General features: G+C 67.7%; 23 protein-coding genes. 11 read left to right on the top strand and 12 right to left on the bottom strand.

Annotated features, from left to right (window positions below):
• Window positions 1-37: 37 nt before the first annotated feature.
• The 6 genes from trpC to trpE are packed head-to-tail and all read right to left on the bottom strand — an operon-like array spanning window position 38 to window position 5,002.
• Complete coding sequence (gene trpC / locus DBV10_RS16255) at window positions 38-838, bottom strand: indole-3-glycerol phosphate synthase TrpC (protein ID WP_124514650.1); 801 nt, start codon at window positions 836-838, stop codon at window positions 38-40.
• A 22-nt stretch (window positions 839-860) separates the two neighbouring features.
• Entirely contained in the window at window positions 861-1,901 is a 1,041-nt protein-coding gene (gene trpD, locus DBV10_RS16250; RefSeq protein WP_124514649.1) for an anthranilate phosphoribosyltransferase, read from the bottom strand.
• A 23-nt stretch (window positions 1,902-1,924) separates the two neighbouring features.
• The gene (locus DBV10_RS16245; protein WP_124514775.1) at window positions 1,925-2,590 is read right to left on the bottom strand and encodes a LysE family translocator; all 666 of its coding nucleotides are present in this window, start codon (window positions 2,588-2,590) and stop codon (window positions 1,925-1,927) included.
• The gene (locus tag DBV10_RS16240; RefSeq protein WP_124514648.1) at window positions 2,590-3,174 is read right to left on the bottom strand and encodes an aminodeoxychorismate/anthranilate synthase component II; all 585 of its coding nucleotides are present in this window, start codon (window positions 3,172-3,174) and stop codon (window positions 2,590-2,592) included. Before DBV10_RS16240 ends, DBV10_RS16245 begins: the two co-directional genes overlap by 1 nt.
• Window positions 3,171-3,506, bottom strand: coding sequence for a chorismate mutase (locus DBV10_RS16235; protein WP_099656915.1), 336 nt, complete (start codon window positions 3,504-3,506; stop codon window positions 3,171-3,173). Before DBV10_RS16235 ends, DBV10_RS16240 begins: the two co-directional genes overlap by 4 nt.
• Window positions 3,503-5,002, bottom strand: a complete 1,500-nt coding sequence (gene trpE / locus DBV10_RS16230; protein WP_124514647.1) for an anthranilate synthase component I — start codon at window positions 5,000-5,002, stop codon at window positions 3,503-3,505. The genes DBV10_RS16235 and trpE overlap by 4 nt, the downstream gene beginning before the upstream one ends.
• A gap of 363 nt (window positions 5,003-5,365) precedes the next feature.
• Between trpE and DBV10_RS16225 the strand changes: the two genes are divergently transcribed.
• Together DBV10_RS16225 and DBV10_RS16220 are read left to right on the top strand one after the other, a co-directional pair.
• Entirely contained in the window at window positions 5,366-5,953 is a 588-nt protein-coding gene (locus DBV10_RS16225) for a chalcone isomerase family protein (protein WP_124514646.1), read from the top strand.
• A gap of 266 nt (window positions 5,954-6,219) precedes the next feature.
• Complete coding sequence (locus tag DBV10_RS16220) at window positions 6,220-7,875, top strand: methyl-accepting chemotaxis protein (protein WP_124514645.1); 1,656 nt, start codon at window positions 6,220-6,222, stop codon at window positions 7,873-7,875.
• Window positions 7,876-8,168: 293 nt separating this feature from the next.
• Here DBV10_RS16220 and gph read toward each other — a convergent pair whose 3' ends face one another.
• The 3 genes from gph to DBV10_RS16205 form a co-directional block, all read right to left on the bottom strand.
• Window positions 8,169-8,879 carry a phosphoglycolate phosphatase gene (gene gph / locus DBV10_RS16215; RefSeq protein ID WP_124514644.1) on the bottom strand — a complete coding sequence of 237 codons (711 nt, stop codon included), beginning with the start codon at window positions 8,877-8,879 and terminating at the stop codon, window positions 8,169-8,171.
• A gap of 86 nt (window positions 8,880-8,965) precedes the next feature.
• Window positions 8,966-10,489 (bottom strand): hypothetical protein, encoded by a 1,524-nt coding sequence (locus DBV10_RS16210; protein ID WP_233589952.1) that lies wholly within the window; start codon window positions 10,487-10,489, stop codon window positions 8,966-8,968.
• A gap of 2 nt (window positions 10,490-10,491) precedes the next feature.
• Window positions 10,492-11,841, bottom strand: a complete 1,350-nt coding sequence (locus DBV10_RS16205) for an SPFH domain-containing protein (protein ID WP_124514643.1) — start codon at window positions 11,839-11,841, stop codon at window positions 10,492-10,494.
• 229 nt (window positions 11,842-12,070) lie between these two features.
• On the opposite strand from DBV10_RS16205, the gene DBV10_RS16200 reads away from it, so the two are divergent.
• Window positions 12,071-12,769, top strand: coding sequence for a response regulator transcription factor (locus DBV10_RS16200; RefSeq protein WP_124514642.1), 699 nt, complete (start codon window positions 12,071-12,073; stop codon window positions 12,767-12,769).
• On the top strand, window positions 12,766-14,955 hold the full coding sequence (locus DBV10_RS16195; RefSeq protein WP_124514641.1) for a HAMP domain-containing sensor histidine kinase: 2,190 nt from the start codon (window positions 12,766-12,768) through the stop codon (window positions 14,953-14,955). Before DBV10_RS16200 ends, DBV10_RS16195 begins: the two co-directional genes overlap by 4 nt.
• A 35-nt stretch (window positions 14,956-14,990) precedes the next feature.
• On the opposite strand, the gene rpe is transcribed toward DBV10_RS16195, so the two are convergent.
• Window positions 14,991-15,674, bottom strand: a complete 684-nt coding sequence (gene rpe / locus DBV10_RS16190; protein WP_063462344.1) for a ribulose-phosphate 3-epimerase — start codon at window positions 15,672-15,674, stop codon at window positions 14,991-14,993.
• Window positions 15,675-15,761: 87 nt separating this feature from the next.
• On the opposite strand from rpe, the gene apaG reads away from it, so the two are divergent.
• From apaG to DBV10_RS16170, 4 genes are all read left to right on the top strand, one after another.
• Window positions 15,762-16,169 (top strand): Co2+/Mg2+ efflux protein ApaG, encoded by a 408-nt coding sequence (apaG, locus tag DBV10_RS16185; RefSeq protein WP_124514640.1) that lies wholly within the window; start codon window positions 15,762-15,764, stop codon window positions 16,167-16,169.
• A 5-nt stretch (window positions 16,170-16,174) separates the two neighbouring features.
• Window positions 16,175-18,175: a site-specific recombinase gene (locus DBV10_RS16180; RefSeq protein WP_124514773.1), complete on the top strand. Its 2,001-nt coding sequence runs from the start codon at window positions 16,175-16,177 to the stop codon at window positions 18,173-18,175.
• Between the two features lie 174 nt (window positions 18,176-18,349).
• On the top strand, window positions 18,350-19,609 hold the full coding sequence (locus DBV10_RS16175) for a cation:proton antiporter (RefSeq protein WP_124514639.1): 1,260 nt from the start codon (window positions 18,350-18,352) through the stop codon (window positions 19,607-19,609).
• Entirely contained in the window at window positions 19,599-20,723 is a 1,125-nt protein-coding gene (locus tag DBV10_RS16170; RefSeq protein ID WP_063462448.1) for a YbdK family carboxylate-amine ligase, read from the top strand. The genes DBV10_RS16175 and DBV10_RS16170 overlap by 11 nt, the downstream gene beginning before the upstream one ends.
• Window positions 20,724-20,741: 18 nt before the next feature.
• On the opposite strand, the gene DBV10_RS16165 is transcribed toward DBV10_RS16170, so the two are convergent.
• Together DBV10_RS16165 and DBV10_RS16160 are read right to left on the bottom strand one after the other, a co-directional pair.
• Window positions 20,742-21,140, bottom strand: a complete 399-nt coding sequence (locus tag DBV10_RS16165; RefSeq protein ID WP_124514638.1) for a tautomerase family protein — start codon at window positions 21,138-21,140, stop codon at window positions 20,742-20,744.
• Window positions 21,122-21,352, bottom strand: a complete 231-nt coding sequence (locus tag DBV10_RS16160; RefSeq protein WP_124514637.1) for a hypothetical protein — start codon at window positions 21,350-21,352, stop codon at window positions 21,122-21,124. Before DBV10_RS16160 ends, DBV10_RS16165 begins: the two co-directional genes overlap by 19 nt.
• Before the next feature lie 150 nt (window positions 21,353-21,502).
• On the opposite strand from DBV10_RS16160, the gene DBV10_RS16155 reads away from it, so the two are divergent.
• The 3 genes from DBV10_RS16155 (at window position 21,503) to DBV10_RS16145 (ending at window position 23,797) form a co-directional block, all read left to right on the top strand.
• A complete protein-coding gene (locus tag DBV10_RS16155) occupies window positions 21,503-22,399 on the top strand; it encodes a LysR family transcriptional regulator (RefSeq protein ID WP_124514636.1) in 897 nt (298 codons plus the stop codon).
• A 94-nt stretch (window positions 22,400-22,493) separates the two neighbouring features.
• The gene (gene thiL / locus DBV10_RS16150; protein ID WP_124514635.1) at window positions 22,494-23,468 is read left to right on the top strand and encodes a thiamine-phosphate kinase; all 975 of its coding nucleotides are present in this window, start codon (window positions 22,494-22,496) and stop codon (window positions 23,466-23,468) included.
• Between the two features lie 125 nt (window positions 23,469-23,593).
• Window positions 23,594-23,797 (top strand): DUF2892 domain-containing protein, encoded by a 204-nt coding sequence (locus DBV10_RS16145; RefSeq protein ID WP_010466405.1) that lies wholly within the window; start codon window positions 23,594-23,596, stop codon window positions 23,795-23,797.
• Window positions 23,798-23,800: the final 3 nt, after the last annotated feature.

Here is a 23,800-nt window from a genome sequence, read left to right as displayed (position 1 = left end):
GCGCCAACAGCTATCAAAACAATAGTATTCGGCACCCTCAGGCAAACAGCTTGGCAAGCGCCAGGCCCGGGTCGTCCGCCCGCATGAAGGCCTCGCCCACCAGGAAGGCGTGCACACCCGCGTCGCGCATCGTCTTCACATCGGCGGGCTTCAAGATGCCCGACTCGGTGACCAGCAAGCGGTCGGCGGGCACGTCCTTCAGCATGGAGAGGGTGGTGTCCAGCGTGACTTCAAATGTGCGCAGGTTGCGGTTGTTGATGCCCACCAGCGGGGTCTTGAGCTGGAGCGCGCGCTCCAGTTCGGCGCGGTCGTGCACCTCCACCAGCACCGCCATGTCCAGGCTGCGGGCAATGGCCTCAAAGTCGGTCATCTGCGCGTCATCCAGGCAGGCGGCGATCAGCAGGATGGCATCGGCGCCCATGGCCCGCGATTCGTAGATCTGGTACGCGTCCACCATGAAATCCTTGCGCAGCACCGGCAGCAAGGTGCTGGCGCGGGCCTGTTTCAGGTAGTCGGGCTGGCCCTGGAAGAACTGCCGGTCGGTCAGCACTGACAGGCAGGCAGCGCTGACCTTGCCATCCCCTTCCATGTAGCTTTGCGCAATGTCGGCGGGCTCGAAATCGGCGCGCAGCACGCCCTTGCTGGGGCTGGCCTTCTTGACCTCGGCAATTACGGCCGCCTGGCCCTTGGCGATCTTGGCGCGCAGCGCGCCTTCAAAGTCGCGGGTGAGTACGCGGCTCTCGGCATCGGCGCGCATGGCGGGCAGCGGCAGGCGCTTTTTGGCGGCTGCCACTTCTTCGTGCTTGACGGCCACGATTTTGTTGAGAATGTCACTCATAGGGAACCCTTGTTGGTTGTTGTCACGCGGCAGCACCGGCCAGCGCATGCGTGCGCGTGACCACCTGCTCCAGCTTGGCCAGCGCGGCACCCGAGGCAATCGCCGCGCGGGCCCTGGCAAGCCCTGCAGGCACCGAATCGACCACATTGGCCGCATACAGCGCCACACCGGCGTTCAGGCAGACGATGTCCTGCGCGGCGCCGGGCTCGCCCTTGAGCACGCCGATCAGCATTTCGCGCGACTGCTCGGGCGTTTCGACCTTGAGGGCGCGGTTGCTGGCCATAGGCAGGCCGAAGTCCTCAGGGTGGATTTCGTATTCGGTGATCTGGCCGTTTTTCAGCTCGCCCACCAGTGTGGCGGCGCCCAGGCTCACTTCGTCCATGCCGTCACGGCCGTAGACCACCAGCGCGTGCTCGGCGCCCAGGCGCTGCAGCGCGCGCACCTGGATACCGACGAGGTCGGGGTGGAACACGCCCATGAGGATGTTGGGCGCACCGGCCGGGTTGGTCAGCGGGCCCAGGATGTTGAAGATGGTGCGCACGCCCAGTTCCTTGCGCACCGGGGCCACGTTCTTCATGGCGGGGTGGTGGTTGGGCGCGAACATGAAGCCGATGCCGACTTCAGCGATGCACTGGGCGATCTGCTCGGGCTTGAGGTTGATGTGGATGCCCAGGGCCTCCATCACGTCGGCGCTGCCGCTTTTGCTCGACACACCGCGCCCGCCATGTTTGCTGACCTTGGCGCCGGCGGCGGCGGCCACGAACATGGAGCAGGTGGAGATGTTGAAGGTGTTGGCGCCGTCGCCGCCCGTGCCCACGATGTCCACCATATGGGTGGGGTCCTTGACGTGGACCTTGGTGCTGAACTCGCGCATCACCTGCGCGGCGGCAGTGATCTCGCCGATGGTTTCCTTCTTCACACGCAGGCCGGTGATGATGGACGCGGTCATCACGGGCGAGAGTTCGCCATTCATGATGAGCCGCATCAGGTGCAGCATCTCGTCGTGGAAGATTTCGCGATGTTCGATGGTGCGCTGCAGCGCTTCCTGGGGGGTGATGGGCATGACGGTGTCTCCTCTAGCGGCGTTCAAGCCGCTGGTTGATCTGTAAAGGCCAGCTTGAGTCCGAAGCCGATGAACATGGCACCGGCCACGCGGTCCAGCCAGTGCATGCCGCGCTGGATCACCCCGGCACGGCGCGCCATCCACGACGCCGCCAGCGCCCAGCCCACGTTGACCGGGATGGCGTTGATGTTGAACAGCACGCCCAGCAGCACAAAGGCCAGCGCCTTGTTGTCGGTGCCCGGGGCGATGAACTGTGGCACAAAGGCCAGGAAGAAAATGGCGACCTTGGGGTTGAGCACATTGGTCCAGAAACCGCCCAGAAACACCTTGGAGAGCGGCGTGTGCTGCGCAGGGGCCGCCTGCGCGGCCGCCAGCGCTGCACTGTTACCCCCGTCGGCACCGGGCTTGGACAGCAGCATGCGCACGCCCATCCACATCAGGTAGGCCGCCCCCACCCACTTGAGCACGGTGAATGCCGTGGCCGATGCGGCCAGCAGCGCGCCCACGCCCACGGCGGCCGCAAAGATGTGTACGAAGCACCCGGCGGTGATGCCCAGCCCCGCCACGATGCCGGCGCGGGTGCCCGACTTGAGCGCGTTGGTCACGATGTAGAGCACATCGGGCCCGGGCGTGAGGTTGAGCAGCCAGCCTGCGGCAATGAACATCACCAGCTGGTGGGTGTCGATCATCATGTGCGCTGCTCCAGAAAGTTCTTGAGCATGGCGTGGCCGTGTTCGGTGAGGATGCTTTCGGGGTGGAACTGCACGCCTTCGATCGCCAGCGTCTTGTGGCGCACGCCCATGATCTCGCCGTCTTCCGCCCAGGCCGTCACCTCCAGCACATCGGGGCAGGTGGCACGCTCGATGGCCAGCGAGTGGTAGCGGTTGACGGTGAATTGCGCGGGCAGGCCCGCAAACACGCCCTTTTGCGTGGTGGTGATGACGCTGGTCTTGCCGTGCATCAGCTCCTGCGCGCGGATGATGTTGCCGCCGAAGGCCGCGCCAATGCTCTGGTGGCCCAGGCATACGCCCAGAATGGGCAGCTTGCCGGCAAAGTGCTGGATCGCAGCCACGGAGATGCCCGCCTCAGCCGGGGAGCAGGGGCCGGGCGAGATGACGAGGCGATCGAGTTGCCCGGCATTCAGGCGCGCCTCGATCTCGGCCACGGTGATCTCGTCGTTGCGGAAAACCTCGACCTCGGCACCCAGTTCACCAAAGTACTGGACGATGTTGTAGGTGAAGCTGTCGTAGTTATCGACCATCAAGAGTTTCATGCGGCGCTCCCGGCAAGGGCGGGCTCGCGCAGACGGGCGAACTCGCGGTGTTCATAGGCAATGCAGGCCTCCATGAGGCTGCGGTAGATGGCTTCCATCACATCGGCGTCGCCGCCTTCGGCCTGGGCGCGCTCACGCACGCGGGCCACGATGGCCTCGATGCGCGCTTCGTCGCGCACCTGTTCCACACCTTGCTTGATGCGGGCCGCCTGGGTCATGTAGCCCACGCGCTCTACCAGCAGAGGCACCAGCACGTCGTCCAGCGCATTCACTTCGCGGCGCACGTCCTGCATGGTGGTGCAGGCCTTCACTTTGGCAATGGCGCGGGTCATTCCAGGCCCTCCTCGACCAGTTCGGCGGCGCGCAGCAGGGCGCGGGCCTTGTGCTCTGTTTCTTTCCATTCCAGCTCGGGCACCGAGTCGGCCACCACACCGGCGGCGGCCTGCACGAACAGCGTGCCGTTCTTGATGATGCCGGTGCGGATCGCAATGGCCACATCCATGTCGCCCGCGTAGCTCAGGTAGCCGCAGGCGCCGCCGTACAGGCCGCGCTTGGTGGGTTCGAGCTGGTCGATGAGCTCCATGGCATGCACCTTGGGTGCGCCGGTGAGTGTGCCGGCGGGGAAGGTGGCCTTGAGCACGTCCATGCTGGTCATGCCTTCGTTGAGAATGCCCTCCACGTTGCTCACGATGTGCATCACGTGGCTGTAGCGCTCCACGGCAAAGGCCTCGGTCACCTTCACGGTGCCCGTCTTTGCGATACGGCCGATGTCGTTGCGCGCCAGGTCGATCAGCATCACGTGCTCGGCGCGTTCCTTGGGGTCGTTGATGAGTTCGACCTCGGTGGCCTTGTCCTTCTCGGGCGTGGCGCCACGCGGGCGGGTGCCGGCCAGGGGGCGGATGGTGACCTTGGTGCCTTCTTCGGTCTTCTCCTGGCGCACCAAGATCTCGGGGCTGGCGCCCACCACGTGGAAGTCGCCGAAGTCGTAGAAATACATGTACGGCGACGGGTTCAGCGAACGCAGCGCACGGTACAGCGACAGGGGCGACTCGGTGTAGCGCTTGTGGATGCGCTGGCCCACCTGCACCTGCATGAAGTCGCCCGCAGCGATCAGCTCCTTGGCGCGGCTCACGGCGGCCAGGTAGTCGGCCTTGGCAAAGTCGCGCTGGGCGGGGTGGCTTTCGGTGGCTTTGACCACCGGGGCACTCACCGAGTACTTGAGCTGCTCCTTGAGCTCACGCAGGCGCTTCTTGGCCTTGGCGTACGCCTCGGGTGTGGCCGGGTCCGCGTAGACGATGAGGTAGAGCTTGCCCGAGAGGTTGTCGATGACCGCCAGCTCCTCGCACTGCAGCAGCAGGATGTCGGGGCAGCCCAGGGTGTCGGGCGGGCAGGTGGTTTCGAGCTTTTTCTCGATGTAGCGCACCGCGTCGTAGCCAAAGTAGCCTGCCAGACCGCCACAAAAGCGCGGCAAGCCGGGGCGCAGGGCCACCTTGAAGCGGTTTTGGTAGTCGGCAATGAAGTCGAGCGGGTTGCCGGTGGCAGTCTCGACCACCTGGCCGTCGGTCACCACCTCGGTGCGCGCTGCGGCGCCAAAGCCGCTGGCCCGCAGCAGCGTGCGCGCGGGCAGGCCGATGAAGCTGTAGCGCCCGAAGCGCTCGCCACCCACCACGGATTCGAGCAGAAAGCTGTGCTTGCCGCCGTCCTTGGTGTGCGCCAGCTTCAGGTAGAGCGAGAGCGGGGTTTCCAGGTCCGCAAAGGCCTCGACCATGAGCGGAATGCGGTTGTAGCCTTCGCTGGCCAGGCTTTTGAATTCAAGTTCTGTGATCACGGGGAGGGCTCCCAGCTGTCGCAGCGCGTGTCCCTGTGCAGTAGAAAAGGGGCGCTGCGGTCCATTCAATCGGCCTCACCGCATCGGGGTGGAGGCCACGGGTGCACGCTGGGGCGCAGGCCCAGGTGCCATCAGGCGTTCAAAGAGACAGGCTGACGCCAGGGCCAGGCTCCCCGGTCGCTGCAACCTGTGATGAACACGTGGTGAATGAACATGGGCCAAAGTGTAGCAAAGCTTTTTTGGCGGCCCGATTTGACGCGCCGCAAAGTCGAGATCACACAACCCATCGAAAACCCTGTTGCAGGGCTGGGGGAGCACTGCAACAATTAGAAACGAACGACCGTTCTTTTTTAGGAGTTGTGCATGAACTTCCTCCAGCGATGCGCTTTGATGGCCGGGGCCTGCCTGCTGGCAGCAGCGGCCACCGCCCAGCCCATCACCGTGGCCGACGTGAAATACGAAGAGACCGCCAGCCTGAGCGGCAGCACGCTGCAGCTCAACGGCGCGGGCGTGCGCTACAAGGCCGTGTTCAAGGTCTATACGGCGGGCCTGTACCTTGAGAAGAAGGCGCACACGACCCAGGACATCGCCGCCCTCAAGGGCCCCAAGCGCATGAGCATCACCATGCTGCGCGAGATCGACTCCACCGAGCTGGGCAAGCTGTTCTCGCGCGGCATGGAGGACAACATGGACCGCGCGGCGTTTTCCAAGCTGATCCCCGGCGTGGTGCGCATGAGCCAGATCTTCTCGGACCACAAGAAGCTCGTGGCCGGCGACCAGTTCCAAATCGACTGGATTCCTGGCACGGGCACGGTGATCACCGTCAAGGGCAAGCCCCAGGGCGAGCCGTTCAAGGAGCCCGAGTTCTTCAACGCCCTGCTGGGCATCTGGCTGGGCAACACGCCGGCCGACTGGAAGCTCAAGGACGCCCTGCTGGGCAAACCCGCGTAAGACCTGACCGCCGTCAAGCCAGAGGCCCTGCCACCGGGCAAACCCCCACGCCATTGGCCCCCTGGCTGTCACTCGCCCGACAGAGGCAGCCCGGGCTGGGGCGTACGCTGCGGGTGGTCCACCGCCTCCCTTTTTCTTTCAACGCCCGCCCTTTTCTTCTTCTGCCCATCGCCACCCGCCGCGCAGCCGCCCGCCCAGGGCCTGCAACGCACTGTGCGCCCCCTCCTCGCCCCCTGCCCCAAGCCGCTCCCGCGCCAGACATGACCATGAAACTCAGCAACCTCTCCGTCGGCCTGCGCCTGGGCGCATCCTTTGGCGCCATCCTGTTCATCACCGCCCTCATCGCCGCCACGGGCATGTGGCGCATTGCCAGCCTGCAAAGCGCCAGCGAACGCGTGGCCACCCAGGAGATCGAGCAGCAGACCCTGGTCGAGGACTGGGCGTCGGACATCCGACTGAACTGGGTGCGCACCGAGGCTTTCCTCAAGGCCATCGACCGCGACTACATGGACAAGCTCACGATGGACACCCAGGCCACCGCCACGGGCATGGAGGCCAAGGTCAAGCGCATCGAGGCCCTGGTGCAGGGCGAACAGGCCAAGGGCCTGCTGGCGTCCATTGCCACGGCCCGCAAGGCCTACAACGACAAGCTCGGTGAAATCCGCGAACTGCACCGGGGCGGCGAACCCAATGTGCCCGCCATGGTGGACAAGGACCTGCGCCCGCTGGCCGACAACTACCTGAAGTCGCTGGACGACCTGCGCCGGGCCATGGGCACCCAGCTCGCCGAAAGCCAGGCCGACACCTCCACCCTGGCCAAGGCCAGCCAGGTGCTGCTGGGTGTGGGCACGCTGATTGCCGTGGCGCTGGGCGCGCTGCTGGCCTTCACCGTCACGCGCTCCATCGTGCGCCCCGTGCAACGGGGCAAACAAGCCGCCGAAAGCATTGCCGATGGCGACCTGACCCACCCCATTGAAGCCAGCGGCAACGACGAAACCGGGCAACTGCTGCAGGCGCTGGCCACCATGCAATCGCGCCTGGCCTCCATCGTGGGCAACGTGCGCCACAACGCCGAGGGCGTGGCCACCGCCAGCACCGAGATCGCCTCGGGCAACAACGACCTGTCGGCCCGCACCGAGCAGCAGGCCAGCGCGCTGCAGGAGACTGCCGCATCGATGGAGCAGCTGGGCTCCACCGTGCGCCAGAACGCCGACAACGCGCGCCAGGCCAACCAGCTGGCGATGAATGCCTCCACCGTGGCCCAGCAAGGCGGCGACGTGGTGGCCGAGGTGGTGGACACCATGAAGGGCATCAACGACAGCAGCCGCAAAATTGCCGACATCATCAGCGTGATCGACGGCATCGCCTTCCAGACCAACATCCTGGCGCTGAACGCGGCCGTGGAAGCCGCCCGTGCTGGCGAACAAGGCCGGGGTTTCGCGGTGGTGGCAGGCGAGGTGCGCAACCTGGCCCAGCGCAGCGCCTCCGCCGCCAAGGAGATCAAGGGCCTGATCGGCACCAGCGTGGAGCGCGTGGAACGCGGCACGGCCCTGGTGGACCAGGCCGGTGCCACGATGAGCGAGGTGGTGGGCGCCATCCGCCGCGTGACCGACATCATGGGCGAGATCAGCGCGGCCAGCAGCGAGCAGAGCCAGGGCGTCTCGCAGGTGGGCGAGGCCATCACGCAGATGGACCAGGCCACACAACAGAACGCCGCCCTGGTCGAGCAAAGCGCCGCCGCCGCCGACAGCCTCAAGACGCAGGCGGGGCAGCTGGTGGATGCGGTGGCGGTCTTCCGCCTGTCAGGCCATGCGGCCCGCCACGGCAATGCCATGTCCGCACCCGTGCGCGGCAGCAGCAGCCCCGCCAGCGCATCGCAGCTGGACTACCGCGCCGTTGCGCCGCGCCAGTTGCCTGCTTGATGGATCCCGGTATGCATTCAAAAAGCCGTTCACGCTGAGGTTCTATGGTTCAAGTCAAGCACTCTGAGCATGGTTTTGCAGCACAGAGAGTTCAAAGCGCGTGCGGCTCTTGAACAGGCTAAAGGCCACACGCACCATCTTGCGGGCCAGCACATCGAGCGCAGCAGTACCGGACAGTCCCTTGGTGCGCTCGTGCTCATAGCAGCCCCTGTCGAAGCGCTGCGCGAGGCGCAGGCAGGCTCAGCCCGAACGGTTCAAATGGAACGAATGCGAATCCGGATGGGAAGACCAGATCAGGCAAGCTGCGCCAGCGAATCCACAAACCCATCGGCGTCCACGGCCCGCACCGGCTGACCGTGGTTGTAGCCATAGGTGACCAGCACCACCGGGCACCCCGCAGCCCGCGCCGCCTGCGCATCGTTGCTGGAATCACCCACCATCAGCGTGCGCGCCGGGGCCGTGCCCAAGGCCTCGCAGGTCTTGAGGAGGGGCAGCGGGTCGGGCTTCTTGCGCTCGAACGCATCGCCGCCAAACACATGCTCAAAGTACCCGGCGAGCCCCTTTGACTCCAGAAGCGGCTGCGCAAAATCCGTGGGTTTGTTGGTCAGGCAGGCCAGGCGCAGCCCACGCGCGCGCAGCGCCTGCAGGCCGGCCTCCACGCCGCCATACACCCCGGCAAACTGGCCATTGATTGCCAGGTAATGGCGCTGGTAGCTGGCCCAGGCGGCCGGGTAGAGTTCTTCAATTTTCATAGCACTCTGCGCGCTGCCATCCAGCGCCAGCACATGCCGGAGCACAGACCGCAGCAGATGTTCCGAGCCCTTGCCCACCATGTGCTCAATGTGCTGGGCACCGATGGCCGGCAGGGCCAGCTCGGCCAGCATGCGGTTGAGTGCCTCGTTGAAGTCGCCCATGGTGTCCACCATGGTGCCGTCCAGGTCCACGATGACGGCATCTGCGCGGGACAGCAGGGAAGACAGGGCGGCGGTGGCGTGGTCGGACATGGGGCGGGCTCAAAAAAGTAGGAAAGAGAAAGAAAGAGCGCCAAGTTTAAGGAGGCGGGGCCGCCACCCAAGCCGCCCCCCATCCTTCAACGCAAACTCAGGGTCTGCCGCTTCCAGGCCGGGTCCTGCCAGCGCTGGAACAGGGGCAGCGCAGCCACATCGCCCGTCACACGCTCGGTGGTCAGACCCTCCAGCCGCACCACCTCAAAGCTCTTGCGGTAGCGGCCCTGGCCCCGGGCCTCGCGCGCCACCAGCATCTGCTGGCCGCCGGGCACCCAGCCCGCCCATTCGGCCACGCCGGTCTCGGGCGTAGCGGCGGCGGGCGGCAACACATCGGCCAACCAGTCTCCGTCCGTTTTACGCAGCACCCACAGCTCGCGCCAGCCTTCCATGGGCTGCACCGCCAGGGCCAAGGCTGTGCCCTCGCGGTTGGTGCTGGCCGATGCAGTCCACACCACGCCGTAGGTGCAGCGGCGCAGCAGCGGGGCCTTGGCGCTGTGCTGCGCGTCCACCAACAACACGCAGGTTTCGCCGGGGGCGCCGGGCTCGGTCAGCAATGTGGGGCGGGTGCCGGTGGTCACGGCGACAGGCACCGCAGCAGGCACCAGGGCCCAGCGCACGGCACTCACCCGCATGGCGGCGTCGTTGTAGGCGCTCTGGTCTTCGTCGGGCAGGTCGGCCTTGCTCACGCCGGTGAATTCCGCCAGGGCGCGTGCGGCGGCGGCGGCCACCGCCGGGTCGGCCACATTTTTGCGGGCTTGCTGGAAGGCCGCAGCGCCCCACACGCTGGCGCGGCGCATTTGCACGCGGTTGCGCAGGTAGCCGGGCAGGCCCGCCACGTCCACGCGCTCCAGCACCTCGGCCTGCAAGGTGGTGAGCTTGGCACGCTCGTGTGCGGGCAGGTCGGGGTTGATGCATTCGGGGCGGGTCAGCGCCAGGACGGCGCGGGCGCGCTGCTCGGCATCGGCCACGGGCAGGGCCAACAGGCGGCGAAAGGCCTCGCCCTCGTAACAGACCTGCATGCGGCCTTCGACCTCGTAGGTGGCAAAGCGCACGCCGTAGCCATTGGCCACATCCAGGTGGGCCGACAGCGTGGCGCCCGAGGCCTTGCCCGGCACGGCCACCGAGGCACGGCGTGCCAGCCGGTCGGCAAAGGTGCCCAGTGCATCGAAAGCCTGTGCCCCCTCCACACCCGCCAGGGCCTTGGCGGGCGCGGCTTGCAGGTAGGCGGCGGTGAGGCCAATGCCCAGCGCTTCGGCACCCGGGGTGTCCTGCACAAAGCGCAGCACGGCCAGCAGCGCGGGGCCTTCGGCCTCGGTCAGGGCCACGCGGCGCACATCGCTGGCGCGGATGAAGCCACCGCGCTCGCGCTTGTGGTCCCACACCTGCAAATAGTCGAGGCGCTCGCCGCGCACTTCGAGCACTTCGCCCTGCCACAGGCTGGCCTGCTGCTGGGCACTGTCGCGCGGTGCGGCGCGCAGGCTGGCCTGGTCTTGCACCACGATGGCGCTGCCCTGGGCGCTGGGCGATGGCTGGGGGGCGGCCTCGGCCGCCACGGTCACTGCGGCGCTGGCCACGGCCGCGAGCAAAGTTGCGAGGGTGGCGTTCATGCTTATTGCTCCGCTGCTGGGGTGGCGGTTGCGTCCTCAGCCACGGCAGCAGCCTGCGCGGCCCCGGCCTGGGCGTTGCGGTTGCCGCCCAGCAGCGCGGCACCGATGAAGTCGCCATTGGTGGGCGGGGGCGCGATGATGACCTGGATCTTGTCCGAGAGCTTGTCGGCCAGCGTCTTCTGGATAAGCAGCGGGTGCTTGGTCACCAGTGCGCCTTCGCGGGCCATTTGCTCGGCATTGACCTTGCCCACGCGGTCCATGCGGTAGGCCTCGGCTTCGGCCAGCTTCTGGCGGGCGTCGGCCTCGCCGTTGGCTTCGATGCGGCGGGCCTGGGCGCTGCCTTCGGCGGCCTTGACGCGGGCCACGCGTTCGGCTTCGGCCTCCAGCTGGCGCTGCTCGATCTGGCGCTGCTTGAAGGGCAGCACATGCTTCATGGCCTCTTCCTGGGCCTTGGCGGCGATGACCTGCTCGCGGGCGGCAGCTTCGGCGGCGACCTCGCGACGCACCTTGTCGGCACTGGCGTCCAGCTCGGTTTCCTTCACGCGCTTGTCCTTCAGTTCCAGCGTGTAACGCATTTTTTCGGACGCCAGCTCTTCGGCCAGCAGGCTGTCCATGCCCCGGCGGTACTCGGCGGGCAGATCCACCTTGCCGATCTGCAGGCTGCGCAGCGTCACGCCATCGGCAGCCAGGCGGGCGCGCAGTTCGGTTTCGATGATCTGTGCAATTTCGGCACGCTTGGACGAGAAAATTTCGCGCACCGTGTAGCGGGCAAACACCTTGTAGACCAGGCCCTGCACGGCGGGCTCGACGATGTCAACGCCCACGTTGTCGGGCAGGTTGCCGGCCTTGACGGCGGGCGAGTTGGGGTCCAGGGCATAGCGCACGCTCAGGTCCAGCCCCAGCGACAGGCCTTCCACCGACTGCAGCGGCGCGCTGCCCGTGGCCTGGCGCATAGCTTCGGGGCGATAGCTCTGGTCGCGCAGCGAGAACACGCGCACCGTGTGCAAGCCGGGCACCACCCACACGCTGCCATCGCGCCACAGGCTCACGGCACCGGTGAACTGGTTCAGGCGCACACCCAGGTCACCTTGCGCCAGGTGTTGCACCGGGGGGTTGCGGTAGACCATCAGGCCTGCGGCGGCCACCACAGCGCCAGCGGTCAGCCAGCGCACGGTGCGGGCGGTGGGCAGCAGGTAGGCCCAGTTCAGGCGAGGGGCATCGGCACCGCATGCATCGGCTGCCACAGGGCTTTGCGATTCAGCGTCCAGCACGGGGTCCGTGCCGGCTTCGGACAACGGGGTAGAGCGGCGGCCCTTCAGGGTCTGCACGATGCGGTTCCAGGTGGCTTTCATGGTGTTTCTCTCTCGGGTTGGTTCGGTGTTGTTGTCGGTTCTGAGCCGCCGCCGTGGCTGGCTCATTGAGGACCGATTGTTCGGATCCCCCCCGGAAGCAACAATGCAGCGCGGCCCCCAATGCGCTCACACCGCCCGCACGAACCTTCCGGCCCCGGAAGAAAAACTCACACCGCCCGGAACGGGCCGCCGGGATAATCCGCCCACCCCTCCACTGCCCCGCCAGCCCATGACCCGCATTGCCGTGATCGAAGACGACCTGCCCACCAGCAACCAGTTGGCCGGGTGGATACGCAGTGCGAAGAGCGGCATCGTCATCGACCAGTGGTTCACCCGCGACGAGGCCGAGGCCGCGCTGGCCCGCGAGCACTACGACGCCGTGGTGCTCGACATCGAACTGGGCCGCGAGCGCCATGCGGGCGTGGCCCTCATCAACGCCATCAACAAGCTGCGCCAGGGCACGCCGGTGCTGGTGGTGTCGGCCATGCCGGCGGCCATCTACCGCAGCATCATGAAGGCACTGGACGCGTGGGACTACCTGCAGAAAACCACGTTCGAAGAGGCAGACTTCATCGAGACCTTTCTCGACATCCTGCGTACCACACAGGCACAGGCCCCGGCCAGCGCAGCCCCCGCCCCGGTGGGCGATGCGCTGGTGCTGGACCCGCTGTGGCAGCGCACCCCCACCTGGCGCGGCGAGCGCATCAACCTGCCGCTCACGGCCCAGCGCATCCTGGCCACGCTGCACCAGCGCAGTGGCGAGGTGGTGTCTTACGACGAACTGTTCGAGGTGGTGAAAAGCGGGCGCAACCGCGACAACGTGCGCAAGCATGTGAGCACCATTCGCGAGGCCCTGCGTGAAGTCGATCCTGGCTTTGAGGGAATAGAAAACGTGCCCATGCGAGGCTTCCGCTGGGCCGGCAAATGAAGCGCCTGCTGCGCCCAGCGCTCGAAATCTCCCGTCTGGAGATGCCCCGCCTGGGCCTGCCCGCGTTCCGCCTGCGCATCCTGGTGCGCGGCGTGTTCGTACTGCTGGCCCTGGCCACGGTGGCACTGAGCGTGGTGGTGCTCAAGGACGAAAAAGAACGCGCCTGGCAGGCCTACCAGCATGGCTTTGTGCGCAGCCAGGCCGAGGTCATGGCACGGCTGCGCCACCCCTCGGGCCAGTTGGCGCTGCTCAACGCCAGCCACCTCGGCCAGGGCGTGACGCCGCTGGCGCCGCTGCTGCTGCCCTATGCCGCCATCGACTTTGACGATCCGCAAAAATCACAGCAGGCTGTGGAGATGGCGGGCTGCTCCGTGCAGTACCCCGATGGCGCCTCGGTGTGCGCCGCGATTGGCAACAACCCCTATGCGGGCGGCTTCATCTACCTGGTGGGCAGTTTTTATGCCGGCGAGCTGACGCCCCGCGAGCGCGGCGCGCTGGTGGCCGCTGAAGCGCACCGTGCGCGCATCAGCCTGGACATGCGGGGCACCACCTACCGCTGGATTGCGCCGTATGAGGCCATGCCCCCACAGGGCGGCGCGGCTGTGCGCGGGCGCCTGACGGGGTTTGTGGACAACGGCACGCCGCAGCTCGACGCCCGCGCGCGGCCGGTGCGCGACTTCCGCGGCTGGCTGTGGCAAAACGGCCAGTGCCGCGACCTGCCGCACCCATCGGCCCAACAGCCTTCTGGCGGGGCCGCCATCACCCCCGACTGCCTGCGCCGCACGCACTACTCCATCCGCCTGCCGGTCGAGCTGTTCCGCGAAGCCCTGTTTCGCAAGGACGAGCGCCTGGTCTGGCCGCCGGAAGACTTGGGGCAGATGCGTGTGCGGGTGGAGATGCTGGCGCCGGGCGAAGACGCCAAGCCCCTGTTTGACAGCGACGCGCCCGGCGCGCAGCTGGCCGCCTCGCTGAACGACCTCTCGCGCAGCCTGCTGCCGGGCGAGCGCGTACAGATCCGCAAGCTGGGCAGCGACGAGGCCAGCGCCATCACCCTCAAGGGCATTGAGGTACAGGCCGAGCCGTCCGCGCCCTGGCTGCTGCGCCTGATCCGCTGGCTGCCGCTGGAGGCCGCAGGCGTGGGCCCGGCAGCAGCCACGCCCGCCGCCCCCACGGCCCTGGACATTCTGGACACCCCCACCGGCAACTACGTGGTCAACTTCACCGGCCACCTGCGCGGCGTGGAGCAAGGCCTGGCCGCTGTGGCCACGCGCCTGTCGTGGTACCTGGGTGCCATGCTGGCCGCCATTGCGCTGGCCTGGCTGGTGGTCGAGGTGGGCCTGATCCGCCGCGTGACCGCCCTCACCCGCCGCGCCGCCGCCGTGTCGTACAACGTGCAGCCCGGCCACACCGGGCCCCGGCTGGGCGACCTGGATGTGTCGGACCTGCGCGGCTCGGACGAGCTGGGCATTCTGGCCGGGGGCCTGGCCGACCTGCTGCAGCGCGTGAAGGACGACCTGCAGCGCGAGCAACTGCGCGCCCAGCAAGAGCGCGACATGTGGCACGCCGTGGGGCACGAGATCATGTCGCCCCTGCAATCGCTGATGGCGCTGAACGGCCCGCAAGACCCCGGCCACCGCTATGTGCAGCGCATGCAGCAGGCCATCCATGTGCTGTATGGCACAGCATCGCCCGCCGAGGCACTGCAGGCCGCCAATGTGCCCGAGGGGCGGCTGGACCTGGATGCATTCCTGCGCAACGTGGCCGACAACGCCCACTTTGCGGGCATCCTGGATGTGGTGTATGCCCCAGGTTCAAGCAACGCAGGCCCGGTCATCGTGCGGGCCGACGAGTTTGCGCTCGAAGACGTGGTGACCCACATCCTGCGCAATGCCGACCGCTACCGCCCCATTGGCAGCCCCATCAGGCTGACGCTCACCGCGTCGGAATCCACCGCCAGCGCCACGCTGCACAACCAGGGTTCGACCATTGCCGAAGACCTGCTGGAGCGGATTTTTGAGCTGGGCGTATCAGACCCGGACAGCCCCACCCCGCTGGGCGAAGGCGAACACCGGGGCCAGGGCCTGTTTGTGGCCAAGACCTACATGGCCAAGATGGGCGGCACCATCAACGCCCGCAACACCGAGGGTGGCGTGGCGTTTGTACTCACCTTTCAACGGTTGGGGTAGCCCGCACCGGGGACGGTGCGACACCCCATCCGCCATCAAGCAGCCAGCTGCACGCGCATGGCGTCGATCACGCCCTTGTAGTCAGGCTTGCCAAAAATCGCGCTGCCCGCCACGAAGGTATCGGCGCCCGCATCGGCCACGCGGCGGATGTTGTCGGCCTTGATGCCGCCGTCCACCTCCAGGCGGATGTCCTTGCCCGAGGCGTCGATGCGCTTGCGCACGGCTTCGATCTTGCGCAGGGCCGAGTCGATGAAGCTCTGGCCGCCAAAGCCGGGGTTCACGCTCATGATCAGGATGAGGTCGATGTCGTCGATCACCCAGTCCAGCACATCCAGCGGCTCGGCCGGGTTGAACACCAGGCCGGGCTTGACGCCCTTGGAGCGGATGGCCTGGATGCTGCGGTGCACATGGCCCGAGGCATCGGGGTGGAAGCTGATGTAGTCCGCACCCGCGTCGGCAAACGCAGCGGCCAGGGCGTCCACCGGCTGGATCATCAGGTGCACGTCGATCGGCACGGCCACGCCTGCTGGCGTTTTGGCATGGGGCTTCAAGGCCTGGCACACCATGGGGCCGAAAGTGAGGTTGGGCACGTAATGGTTGTCCATCACGTCGAAGTGGATCCAGTCGGCGCCAGCGGCAATGACGTTGCGCACTTCTTCGCCCAGGCGGGCAAAGTCGGCAGAGAGGATCGAGGGGGCGATTTGGAAGGTGCGGCTCATCCCCCGATTGTCGCAAAGCGCAGAGCGCGTGGGGGTTTGGGGGCCGCAAGCCCCCATGAACGGGGACTGCGGCGTTACCATTCGCCCATGCCAAAGCACCAGTTTGACGTGGAAGTGCTGCCCGAATACCTGCCCGAGCAGTCCGCGCCGGACTCCGGGGTGTTCAGCTTCGCCTACACCATCACCATCACCAACGCCGGAGAGGCGCCCGCACAGCTGATCTCCCGGCACTGGATCATCAGCGACGCCCGGGGCCACACCGAAGAGGTCAAGGGCCTGGGCGTGGTGGGGCAGCAGCCCCTGCTCAAGCCGGGCGAGTCGTTCCAGTACACCAGCGGCTGCCGGTTGCGCACCGCCAGCGGCACCATGCACGGCACCTTCCACTGCGTGGCCGAAGACGGCGCGCCCTTCGACACCCCTGTGCCCCTGTTTGTGCTGGAGGCCCTGGGCCACGGCCCCTCGGGCAGCCCCCTGAGCGGGCGGGTGCTGCATTGAAAGCGATTTCCCCCGCGACCGACCTGGCCAGCCTGCTCACGGCCCTGGACCCATCGGCCGACCTGGCCCACCGCCACCTGTGGCTCATCCACCTGCTGGACTGGGTGCGTGGCCCGCGCGACTCGGTGCCTGCCTCGCTGGAGCGGGTGCAGCTGTTTCTGGACACGGTGGCTGCCCGCCCCGACACCCAGCAGCGGCTGCAGGCCTGGTGGTCCACGCTGGTGGACCAGGTGGACATCACCACCCTGCTGGCCGACTTCGGTTTTGCCCCCCGCACCGCACTGGTCAGCGAGGTGGCCGAACGGCTGCGCACCAAGCTGCTGCCCGGCAGCCCTGAGACCATCGACGCGTCCGAGCTGTTCATGCTGGCGCTACCCAGCGCCTTTGATGCCCAGTGGCTGGCCGCGCTCGACGAGGCTCAGCTCAACCGGCTGGTGGAGTTGCTGGCGCCCGCCGGTGGCGACGAAAGCCCGGGCGGTGCCACGCGCTGGCACCGGGCCTTGCTCGATGCCATCACCTACTGCGCGGGCCAGATCCTCTCGACCGGCTTTGCCCCCGAGCTGCGGCTGCGCATGAGCGAAGCCGCGCGCGCAGGCCAGCCCTTCCATGCGCTCATCCGCGACGTGGAAAGCCTGCACGTGGAGGTGCTGCACGCGCTGCGCACGCCGGACCGGCTCCACGAGTCCGCCCAGCGCCTGCGCGAGCGGCTGGAGGCCTGCCGCGCGGCCGCCGCCACCGTGTATGCGCACTTCGAAGACAACGGCATTTCGGTGGGCCTGGTGTTTCGCCTGCGGCAGCTGCGCGAGCGCATCCTGCGCGTGCGCGAGCTGCTCGACTGCCTGCTGTCCCCCAAGCCGGCGGTCACCGCCGCGCGCCTCATGGCGCGCCTGGTGATGGTGGGGCAGGAGCGGCGCAGCCTGCGCGCCTTGCTGGCGGCCAACTCTTCGCTGCTGGCCGCCAAGGTGGCCGAGCGCAGCGCCGAAACCGGCGAGCACTACATCACGCGCACCGGCAGCGAATACCGCGCCATGCTCCAAAAGGCGGCGGGCGGCGGCGCCCTGATGGCCTTCACCACGATGGCCAAGTTCGGCCTGTATGCGCTGGCACTGTCGGCGTTCTGGAGCGGGTTCGCGGCGGGCATCAACTACGCCGTGAGTTTTGTGCTGATCCAGCTGCTGCACTTCACCGTGGCCACCAAGCAGCCCGCCATGACGGCGCCCGCCATGGCGGCCAAGCTCAAGGAGCTGGGCACGGGCGATGCCATTGCATCGTTCGTGGACGAGATCACGCACCTGGTGCGCTCGCAGGTGGCGGCCGTGCTGGGCAATGTGCTGGTGGTGTTCCCGGCCGTGCTGGCGCTGGCCACGGCGATTGCGCTGGCCACCGGCGCCCCGGCCATCAGCGAGAAACAGGCCGAGCATGTGTTCGAGTCTCTGCACCTGCTCGGCCCTTCGCTGTTGTTTGCAGCCTTCACCGGGGTGCTGCTGTTTGCGTCGAGCATCATCGCGGGCTGGACGGAAAACTGGTTCGTTCTCAACCGCCTGGACTCGGCCATGCACTACAACCCGCGCATCACGCGGCTGCTGGGGGCCGGGCGCGCGGCGCGCTGGGCCCGCTTCCTGCGCGAGAACCTCTCGGGCTTTGCGGCCAACATTTCGCTCGGCTTCATGCTGGGCCTGGTGCCGGCCTTTGCCGCATTCTTCGGCCTGGGGCTGGACGTGCGCCACGTCACGCTGTCCACCGGCCAGGTGGGTGCAGCCAGTGCGGTGCTGGGCCTGCAGGTGCTGCACATGCCCGCCTTCTGGTGGGCCGTGGCCTCGCTGCCGTTCCTGGGGGCCCTGAATGTGTCGGTGAGCTTCTACCTCGCCTTCCGCCTGGCGCTGCGCGCTCAGAACGTGAGCGGCGTGGACCGCTCGCGCATCTATGCGGCCCTGCGCGCACGCGTGCGCACAGCACCGCTGAGCTTTTTCATGCCCGCGCGCACCACACCCACCAGCGCTTCCTAGCGGCCAGGCCAGCCACGGCAACCACCGCCCCTGTCCTACACGGGCGATGTGTTTCCGCCTGTAAATTCAAGGGACCGCCCCCAGCGCACCCCCTCCCATTGGCGGAGGGCTTGTGCGCCAGCCCCTTCACACCACCGGGCATCCGTTGCCCGCCTGACGCAGAGGTCCCAAGACATGAATGAAATCCTGAGCTTTTGGGCGCAGTGGCTGCGCCCCTCGGCCGGGCTGCCCACGGTGCAATGGTCGCTGCTGCTGGCCGTGGCCGCCATGGCCGGCTATCTCACCCAGCGCCACACCGGCCTGCCCAAGGTGGTCGGCTATTCGCTGGTGGGCACCGTGGCGGGCCTGGCGGGCTTCAGCGGCGCCGTGTGGCCGCTGCAGGGCATTGGCCTGTTCCTGCTGGAGCTGGGCGTGGCCATCGTGCTGTTTGAATGTGGCGGCCGCATCCCGCTGCGCTGGTTCCGCCACAACCCCATGGTGCTGGTGCAGAGCATTGCCGAATCGGTGCTGACCTACTTTGCCGTGTACTGGGTGCTGGTGTGGCTGCAGCTGCCCACGCAGGTGGCCGGCCCGCTGGCACTGGTGGCGCTGGCCGCATCGCCCGCCGTGCTCACCCGCGTGGTGGCCGACACCCGCGCCGCCGGGCCGGTGACGGAGCGCGCCATTGTGCTCACCACCTTGTCCACGCTGTATGCGCTCACGCTGGGCAGTGCCAAGGCCGAGCTCATCAACCGCCCGAGCCTCACGGTGCTTGAAACCGTCTCGCCCGTGGTGGTGGTGCTGGGCGTGTCGATCGTGGTGGCGGCTGTGCTGGCCCTGGTGCTGCGCATGGCGCTGCGCTTGATGAGCCCCACGAGCGAGAACACCGCCATGCTGTTCCTGGCCCTGGTGGCCGCCGGCACGGCCGTGGCAGCGCACATGGGCGGCTCGGCGCCGCTGGCCGCACTGCTGGCGGGCATGCTGCTTAAGCAGCTCAACCCGCGCCCCTGGGCCTGGCCACGCCAGCTGGGCAATGCGTCCTCGCTGCTCACCATGCTGATGTTCGTGCTGGTCTCCACGGTGGCCGCACAGGCCGACTGGAGCGCCCCCGTGGCCGGTGTGGTGCTGGCGCTGATTGCCGTGCGCCTGCTGGCCAAGGCCCTGGGCGTGGCGCTGGGCAATGTGGGCAGCGGCGCGAGCTGGAAGCAGGCGCTGTGGGTGGGCTGTGCGATGACGCCCATGTCCTCCATCGCGCTCTTGATCGCCTCGCAGTTCGTGCTGGCCTCGCCCTCCACCGGCCATGTGATTGCCGGGGTGGCGCTGCCCGCGATTTTGCTGATGGAGGTGTTTGGCGCCGTCATCGCCACCGTGGCCATCTACCGTGCGGGCGAAAGCTCCAAACCCTGGGCGCCGCTGACCCGTGCCAACCATGGAGACAACCACCGTGAGTCTTGAAGCCTTCAACCATTCCGAACCGCTGACGCTGGGCGTGGAGCTGGAGCTGCAGCTCGTCAACACCAACGACTACGACCTCGCGCCCTACGCCGAGGACATGCTGCGCCTCATGAAAAAAACCCCGCTGCCCGGCAGCGTGGTGCCCGAGATGACGAACAGCATGATCGAGATCTCCACCGGCATCTGCCATTCGGCCAGCGAGGTACTGGGCCAGCTCACACCGATCCGCGATGCGCTGGTGAAAAGCGCGGACAAGCTCAACATCGCCGTGGTGGGGGGCGGCACACACCCCTTCCAGCAGTGGCATGAGCGCCGCATCTACGACAAGCCGCGCTTTCGCGAGCTGTCGGAGCTGTATGGCTACCTGTCCAAGCAGTTCACCATCTTCGGCCAGCATGTGCACATTGGCTGCCCCGACGCGGACGCCGCGCTCTTGATGCTGCACCGCATGTCGCGCTACATCCCCCACTTCATCGCGCTGTCGGCCTCCAGCCCCTACGTGCAGGGGCAGGACACGGCGTTCGACTCGGCACGGCTGAACTCGGTGTTCGCGTTCCCGCTGTCAGGCCGCGCGCCCATGGCGCTCACCTGGACGGATTTCGAGGCCTACTTCGACAAGATGACGCGCACCGGGGTGGTGAAGAGCATGAAGGATTTCTACTGGGACATCCGCCCCAAGCCCGAGTTCGGCACCATCGAGATCCGCGTGTTCGACACGCCGCTCACCATCGAGCGCGCCGCAGCCCTCGCAGGCTATGTGCAGTCGCTGGGCGCCTGGTTCCTGGCCGACCAGCCCTTCATGCCCGAAGAGGACGACTACCTCGTCTACACCTACAACCGCTTCCAGGCCTGCCGCTTTGGCATGGACGCGGTGTATGTGGACCCGGCCACGGGCGATCACATGCCGCTGCGCGAACACATTCTGCGCACCATGGACAAGATTGCGGGCCACGCCGCCGTGCAGGGCGCTTCGAGCGCCATGCACATGCTGCGCACCGAGGTGGAAGCGGGCCAGAACGACGCACGCTGGCTGCGCCAGCGCCAGAGCGAAGAGCAGTTGCTGGCCGAGGTCAGCCGCCAGGCAGCGCAGCGCTTTCGCGGCGCGCCCGCCTGACCCAGCGGTTGCACACCATCACGCCGCCAGCGCCAGCTTGCGCGCCTGCTGCGTGCGCCCGCCGTAGCCCCAGTCGCTGGCGGGCAGCTCCCGCACCACCACGTAGCTGGCCGGGGCCAGCGCGCCGTCACCGGCCAGCTGACGCTGCAGTTCGGCAAACGCAGCGTGGATGAAGGCGGCCTTCTCTTCCGGCGTGTTCGTGCCCTGCGTGATGCTGATCTCCAGCAGCGCCGTGGGCTGCGCCACCGGTGCACCACCGATGTGCCAGCGTGCGCTGGGCAGGTCGTCGATGACCACCGCCGTCACCTCACGGCGTTTGCCGAGTAGCTGAACCGTGAGGTCGGTGAGCGCGCCGGCGAGTTGCCGGTAGCGCTCGGGGTTTTGCAGCGGGGCGAGTTTCAGAACGAGGGTTGGCATGGTGTTGGGGGATGGAGGGTGGATGAACGGGATGGCACGGCCTGGGGCCGGCCGAAACGAAGCAGGCCGGCCATCCGGCGCACGGCGCGCACCACCGCGCACGCCAGCCAGGCGGGGGCTTCGCGGATCGCCTGCTGGCGCAGTTCCAGTGCTTGCAGCTTGGCCAGCTCGCGCAGGCGCTGGTAGTCATCGGGGGGCATGTGGGGGTGCATGGCGGCTCCTTTCGAGGGTTGGACAAAGGGTGAAGCGACTGTAGGCAGCGCCCCGCCGCCCGGAAACCGCCCGCAGCGCAACAGCGTTTTGCGCCGATTGCAAGGGCGCCTCGTGCAGAGGCTCCCGGGCCCCGCCGTTACCATTGCCCGATGCGCGACATCCGCTTTGAAGACATGCACCTGTTCGCCCGCGTGGCCGACCTGGGTTCGCTGTCGGCCGTGGCGCGCGAGCGCAATGCGCCCGTGAGCCAGGTCTCGCGCACGCTGGCGCGCATCGAACAATCCTGCGGTGCGCGGCTGCTCCACCGCAGCACGCACGGGCTCACGCTCACGGCCGAGGGGCAGACCTTTCTGGACTACTGCCGCCGCATCACCGGCACGCTGGACGAGCTGGAAGGCGAGTTCGCCCAGCAAAGCGGCCAGCCCAGCGGCTGGGTGCGCGTGGCCTCCAGCTCGGTGGTGGCCGAGCACCTGCTGATCCCCAGCTTCGAGAGCCTGCAACACAAGCACCCGCAACTGCGCGTGGAACTGCTGGTGGACGACCGCATGGCCGACATGGTGCAGGGTGGCATCGACATCGCCATCCGCACCGGCCCGCCGCTGACCGACACCGTGGTGGCGCGCCCGCTGGGCACGCTGGCCCGCGCCCTGTATGCCACGCCGGGCTACCTGCAAGCGCATGGCGTGCCCCAGCGCCCCGACGATCTGCGCCAGCACCGGCTCATCACCAACAGCGCGGTGGCGTTTCTGAACCACTGGCCCTTCCTGATCGACGGTGCGCCGCATGTGCTGGTGGCCGACGGCCACTGGCGCTCGGGCAGCACCGCCATCACCGCGCGCATGGCGCTGCAGGGCCTGGGCATTGCACGCCTGGCCACCGTGGTGGCCGACCCCCTGGTGCGCCAGGGCCTGCTCGCGCCCGTGCTGGCCCCGTTCGTGGACCTGCAGCCCAGCCCCATCCACGCCATCACCCTCACCCGCAGGCACCGGCTGCCCAAGATCCAGGCCTGCATCGACCACTGGGCGCAGTGGTTTGACCCGCGCTAGCGCCCCGCCCGCTTCATTTTGCTGCTCCACATGTTTTCTGATTTTTGCTGCCCTTCGGCACACCGCACACACCCCGTCCCCACAAGGCACCGCCATGGGTGAGTTCGACCTGATCGCCCGCTACTTCACCCGCCCCGTGCGCAAGGCCGCCCTGGGCGTGGGCGACGACTGCGCGCTGCTGGCGCCCGCACCCGGCATGCAGCTGGCCGTCTCCAGCGACATGCTGGTGGAGGGCCGCCACTTCTTCGCCGATGTGGACCCCGAAGCCCTGGGCCACAAGGCGCTGGCCGTGAACCTGTCGGACCTGGCGGCCTGCGGTGCGCGCCCGCTCGCGTTCACCCTGGCCTTGTCATTGCCCCGGGTGGATGAGGCCTGGCTTGCAGGCTTCGCGCGCGGGCTGCTGGCGCTGGCCGACGCGCACGGCTGCGAGCTGGTGGGGGGCGACACCACGCAGGGCCCGCTCAACATTTGCATCACCGTGTTGGGCGAGGTGCCCCCTGGCCAGGCCCTGCTGCGCAGTGGCGCCCAGCCCGGCGACGACATCTACGTGAGCGGCACGCTGGGCGATGCTCGGCTGGCGCTGGAAGCCCTGCTGGGCCACACCCCATTGCCCGCCGACACGCTGGCCCGCGTGCGCCAGCGGCTGGAGCGCCCCACCCCCCGCGTGGCCCTGGGCCAGGCGCTGCGCGGCGTGGCCAGCAGCGCCATGGACCTCTCCGACGGCCTGCTGGGCGACCTGTCGCACATCCTCAAGGCCTCGGGCGTGGGCGCGCGCATCGACACCCACATCACTTCCAATTTGATAGCTGAGAGCGCTTATCCATCCAGCGCAACAGCCCTATTCGATGCGGAACTGATTCGCCAATGCACCCTGGCAGGGGGCGACGACTACGAGCTGGCCTTCACCGCCCCACCCGCGCGGCGTGACGCGGTGGCCGCCGTGTCGCAGGCCAGTGGCACGTCCGTCACCCGCATTGGCACGGTGCTGGCCGAGCCCGGCCTGCAGCTGGTGGATGCGCAGGGGCAGGCGGTGGAGCACCGCTATGCCTCGTTCGACCATTTCCGGTAACAGGCAGCAGTGACGGGCTGCGACTTTTTTCGCGAACCATGAATCCTTTTGCGCAACCCGTCGCTCTTGGTAGGGGAGGCGCCCTGTGCTGGCACCTCCTTCCCCCCACCAAGGAGCTATTCACCATGCTGTACCGCAAGAACATCACCCGCCCCGAAAGCCTGCTGCGCGTTGTTGGCGGGGTCGCCCTCATCGCCGCCGGCCTGTGGTGGCTGGCCGCTTCGCCCCTGGGCCTGGCGCTGGCCGCCTCGGGCGTTGGCAGCATCCTGAGCGGCGCGTTTGGCTACTGCCCCGCCTGCGCCATGGTGGGCCGCAAGCCTGTGGAATAAACG

The sequence above is a fragment of the Acidovorax sp. FJL06 genome, from assembly GCF_003852545.1.
GTDB lineage: Bacteria > Pseudomonadota > Gammaproteobacteria > Burkholderiales > Burkholderiaceae_C > Acidovorax.
The sequence above is the reverse complement of the archived record's forward strand: the minus strand, read 5'-3'. Positions and strand labels throughout refer to the sequence as shown.